The 4,136-nt window shown below is 60.3% G+C and carries 5 protein-coding genes; all 5 read right to left on the reverse strand.

Going from position 1 to position 4,136, the window contains the following annotated elements; translation table 11 throughout:
• Positions 1–682 (reverse strand): alpha/beta fold hydrolase (locus ABT116_RS40310; RefSeq protein ID WP_351644988.1); only part of this gene is annotated, 682 nt, incomplete at its 3' end.
• A gap of 188 nt (positions 683–870) precedes the next feature.
• Complete coding sequence (locus tag ABT116_RS40315; RefSeq protein WP_037131408.1) at positions 871–1,218, reverse strand: hypothetical protein; 348 nt, start codon at positions 1,216–1,218, stop codon at positions 871–873.
• A gap of 93 nt (positions 1,219–1,311) precedes the next feature.
• Positions 1,312–1,980 (reverse strand): TetR family transcriptional regulator, encoded by a 669-nt coding sequence (locus ABT116_RS40320; protein WP_050794059.1) that lies wholly within the window; start codon positions 1,978–1,980, stop codon positions 1,312–1,314.
• Positions 1,973–2,611, reverse strand: a complete 639-nt coding sequence (locus ABT116_RS40325) for a hypothetical protein (protein WP_003944274.1) — start codon at positions 2,609–2,611, stop codon at positions 1,973–1,975. The genes ABT116_RS40320 and ABT116_RS40325 overlap by 8 nt, the downstream gene beginning before the upstream one ends.
• Before the next feature lie 128 nt (positions 2,612–2,739).
• The gene (locus ABT116_RS40330) at positions 2,740–4,011 is read right to left on the reverse strand and encodes a hypothetical protein (RefSeq protein ID WP_232509006.1); all 1,272 of its coding nucleotides are present in this window, start codon (positions 4,009–4,011) and stop codon (positions 2,740–2,742) included.
• Between the last annotated feature and the right edge of the window lie 125 nt (positions 4,012–4,136).

Here is a 4,136-nt window from a genome sequence, read left to right on the forward strand (position 1 = left end):
GCAAATGGTCGTACAACTGTTTCGCTTTGGCCGCAGGCGCGGACATGTCGTGTTCACCGCGGACAATCAAGGCCGGCACCGCGATGGCACTCAGCCGGTCGACGACATCGTCGCGTTCGATCAAGCACTCCGCGGCCGGCCGAATCGCTCGACGATCGCTCGACGTCCACTTCTCGATCCACGGCGCCCACGACTCTCGTGAGTCTCCACCGATCAATTGCGGCGCCAGAGCTTCGACAAGCGGTTCGATCGGCGCATCGCTGCACCACTGATCGAACATGGCCCTGTATCCAGCCTTTTCGTCATCGGTGCAGGCAGATGCTTCGGTATCGAGCAGCAGCAGCGCTTGGACTCTCTCCGGAGCAAGCAAAGCAGTCCGCAGCGCGGTGTAGCCGCCCTGCGACATTCCGCCGACGATTGCTGTCTCGACTCCGAGGTCGTCGAGGACCGCGAGGGAGTCGCGAGCCAAATCCCAGTACGTGAATGCGGCACCGGGATCGGTTGTACGGCCGTGCCTGCGAGAGTCCCAGGCCACCACCCTGACCTTGCCTGCGAGGGCATCGATCTGCGGGGCGAACATCGACGAATCCATGAAGAATCCATGACCGAGCAGCAGAACGGGACCCGCTCCCCCACTGTCGGTGTAATAAATATCGGCGTCGGGCGTTCTCACGTTCGGCACGAACCTGATACTAGGGGTGACGCATTCCTTCGCCACCAGTGGCCGAGGGCGAGGACGCTGAGCGAACTGAAAGGGACACGCCCGCCTCATGCGACCGGCCCGGTGCGGCGTCCCGATGGGGAACCCGACCAGCGAGAGACGGGCTGTACCTTGAATGACCTCGTGCACCACGGGTGCGGGGCGGCTGTTTAGAAGAGATAGGGAAGCAGGAACGACGCCACGATCAGGAAGGCTCCGAGGACGACGAGAGCCGTGAGATTGCGTCTCATGCCCGCAGCCTTATCTTCGTAATACCACTTCTGGGCTAAAGCGTCGCGGCGCTCGTATTCCTCGAGTAAGTAGGAATCGCGATCGCTTGAAGGGCCTCCGCCGCTGAGAATGCGCACCAAATCGTAGCGATCGGGGCCGACGAAGCCGAGATCTTGGACTTCCCTGTCGTGGAACGATGCTGACGAGTCCGAATGTGCCATTTCAATACCTGACGCTTCCTGGTGTTCCGCAAGGCGGATTGTGACCGCGGATTCGATCCTGCTCATGTGCGAACGTGGATACGACAGTTCCTTGAGTTCCTGATGCGTACCCTAGAAATACGTTGCATTGGAACGTCTTTCGTAGGTGATGCAGTTCGGCTAGTCCGGGTTGCCGGGCAGTCCTTCAAACACGTCCGCTACCCGTGTTTGCAAATTCGGGGAGCTGACGTCAATCGACTGGATTTGGGCGCCGCCGATGAACGTCGCGCACACCTGATCGGACAATCGGTGGCTTGCGCCGCCGGCCCTTATCTCGCCAGCCTCGATGGAGCGGACAACCAATTCATCAATACTGTTACGCCACTTCCGGTATGCGCTCTTCCCCTCAGCGAGGGAGGGTTCTACAGTGAGAAGCAACCCAGCACGCAGACCAGGGTCGGCATCGATGCGGTGCGCCACCTCGCTGCAGAACCGCACCAACTGGCGGCAGGGGGAACCATCGCCAGGTTCTCCGAGAGCCGCATACTCCTCATCCACCATAGCGGACCATCGTTCGATAACCTGTTGTGCCAGTTCTTCTTTGGAGGGAAAGTGAAAGTATAGTGCACCTTTGGTGACGTTCCCGTTTTCAATGATGGCGTTGATGCTTGCCGCGGCGAATCCGCAAGCATCGAATTGGCGGGCAGCAGCGTCGACGATTTTCTCGCGAGTAATCTCCGACCGTTTTTGCCGTAGCTTTCCTTTGCCCGCGCGCCCGACGTCGGACGGGCTGGGCGAATGAATATGACCTGGACTCAACGGCTCTGATTGGACGATGGTTTCACGCATTCCCTCTCACTTTCAGCAGTGGCTTCTCGCTGCATCCTGCAGAAACAACGGAGGCGTTGGCAATCTGCCTATTGTCAGCATTGGTGCACGATTGTGCCGATCGGAGGCCCGCCTGAGCTGACTCTGTCCTCGTAACCCATTCTCCGATTGCAGTCAAAATCCAACTTTTGGACACCTCGCGGTCGACGTCCACTGCCGATGTCAGTGCCTCGAATGCCAGCGTGACGGCGACAGAGAAATCGGGGTGCGAAGTGTCCGTCGCTTCCAGCGCGATGTCGTTGACGGCAGAAAGTGCGAGGTGCAGCGCGTCCGCTGAGACCACCGCCGGGTCTTCTACCAGCACTGCAGTGGATTGGTATGCCGATATCCAACCCTGGGGGTCTAACGGATGCTGAGCGGAGGCGCGGCACATGCGGGCAACCTGCTCCAGTTCGGAGATGATCTGCTCGGTCAGGATCGGGCCGAGTCTGCCGGTCAGCCCCCACTGCGAGTCGAGGAGGTCCGCGAACCATTGCCAGCGCATCGATTCCGGTGCGTCATCGAGAGCGAGCTCGACTGTTCCGGCAGCAAGACACATCACGGCGTCGCCGGGTGTCATGGTGTTGAGTGCGGAGGCGAATGTCGTGTTCATGAGCAAGGTCCCGTCTGGGCTCTCAGGTCGAGACCGGAGATACCTGTATATGTAAGGAACGATCTATTCGTAATGCACTGTCCTGGCATGCTTTTCAGTTTTCAACGGAAATATTGCCGAGAATCGCTTCAGCCGCTATCAGCGATGTCGATCGGGCGCACGTATCCCTGCGGTTGATTCCCTCCGTCCGCCTTTCGCTGCGGCGGACCGCCAGCGTGGCCGTGAACGAATTCCTTCGTGCCGGTCCCTGAAAGGGGTCGACCGCGCAGCCGCGATGCCTGTGCGGGCGAAGGCGACAGCGACTGCGAGCACTGCTTTGCATCGTTGAAATGTTGATCAACTCCGAACAATCGACCAGTAATATTGGGGCGCAACATGTCTCGAGTGGGTTGATGGCGAATGATTCGACCACCAGTTCCTACTCCGGGGCGCCGCTTACTCAGAGTGCGCGGCAGATGGCACGCAGGCCGGATCGGTGTCGCTCCATTCTTATGCCCTGACAGAGAATCAGGCAACAGAACTCGGCCGTTCCTCACGTCGAGCACGACCGTCGCGCGAGCGCTCGATGTCGCCTCTTCCGGCGATTCTTCGTCGAGCAAGATCGGCTCCAGCTGCTGGCCCGAGTGGGCCTCGACAGGAGGCAGTTCGTCAGATTCGTCACGAACAGCGAGGACTTCAGCGGTCGTTTCCTGCGGGCCACTCTCTTCTGTCGATGAATCGCTGTCGGCAGCTGCATCGCGCGCCAGTGCGCGCCGGTAGCGGCTCAATTCGGTGACTGCCGAGTCATATTTGATGGAAAGCGTTGCAGCGAGCTCGGCAGGAGACCAACCTTTCTCGAACGCAATGCGCACGATCTCGCGTCGCTCGCAGAAGCGCAGTGGCATCTGTTCTCCACCGAGCCGGCGAATCACGACTGCCTCGTCAACGGGAACAGCTCCCGCTCCCTGGCGTGGTTGAACTCGTTCCTGACTCCGTGCCTTGGGGTTGTCGATTTCGTCGTCATCCCATCCGAGTGGCGGTACGACGCCGGCGGCGCGGGATTGTTCACGAATTTCGGCGTCCGGGCCCGGGCGCATGGACAGCTCGTCGTAGATGCTGTCGATCGCCTTCCATAGGCCACTTGGGATGAGGCTCTTGGTCGGCATCCCGGTGACGACGTTGATGTCGACGCCGAGACGCGCTGCCAAGAGTTCGTCTCCATAGCCCATTGCATTGAGTGCGCGTAGGCGCCGGTGCGCTCCCACTGCGGGGGTGAGATCGCGGCCGCGGCTGGGGTGGAAGGTGATGGAAAGTACGGCGTCGACGACACGTTGGGGTGCTGACGTCGTGGACGTCTTGCGCAACGCCCGGATGGTTGCGATGGGCAGTGTTGCGAGTTGAGCGATCAGCTCGGTTGTCATTCCCGCGCACATCAGAGCATTGAGGTGGTAGCGAACGTTTGCCTGAGACGTCCTGGAACTTGGCCCGGTCGAGCCAGGCCCAAGTGGGAAGGTTGACCTTGGTGGTGTTCGCCGGGGCGAGGGTT

Origin of the sequence: Streptomyces sp. NPDC002130 (assembly GCF_040296465.1) — a bacterium.
Taxonomy (GTDB): Bacteria; Actinomycetota; Actinomycetes; order Streptomycetales; family Streptomycetaceae; genus Streptomyces.

What these genes read in the sequence shown, in the direction of transcription:
- ABT116_RS40325 (WP_003944274.1), bottom strand. Translation starts at nt 2,611, where the DNA reads ATGAACACGACATTCGCCTCCGCACTCAACACCATGACACCCGGCGAC.
- ABT116_RS40320 (WP_050794059.1), bottom strand. Translation starts at nt 1,980, where the DNA reads ATGCGTGAAACCATCGTCCAATCAGAGCCGTTGAGTCCAGGTCATATT.
- ABT116_RS40315 (WP_037131408.1), bottom strand. Translation starts at nt 1,218, where the DNA reads ATGAGCAGGATCGAATCCGCGGTCACAATCCGCCTTGCGGAACACCAG.
- ABT116_RS40330 (WP_232509006.1), bottom strand. Translation starts at nt 4,011, where the DNA reads ATGACAACCGAGCTGATCGCTCAACTCGCAACACTGCCCATCGCAACC.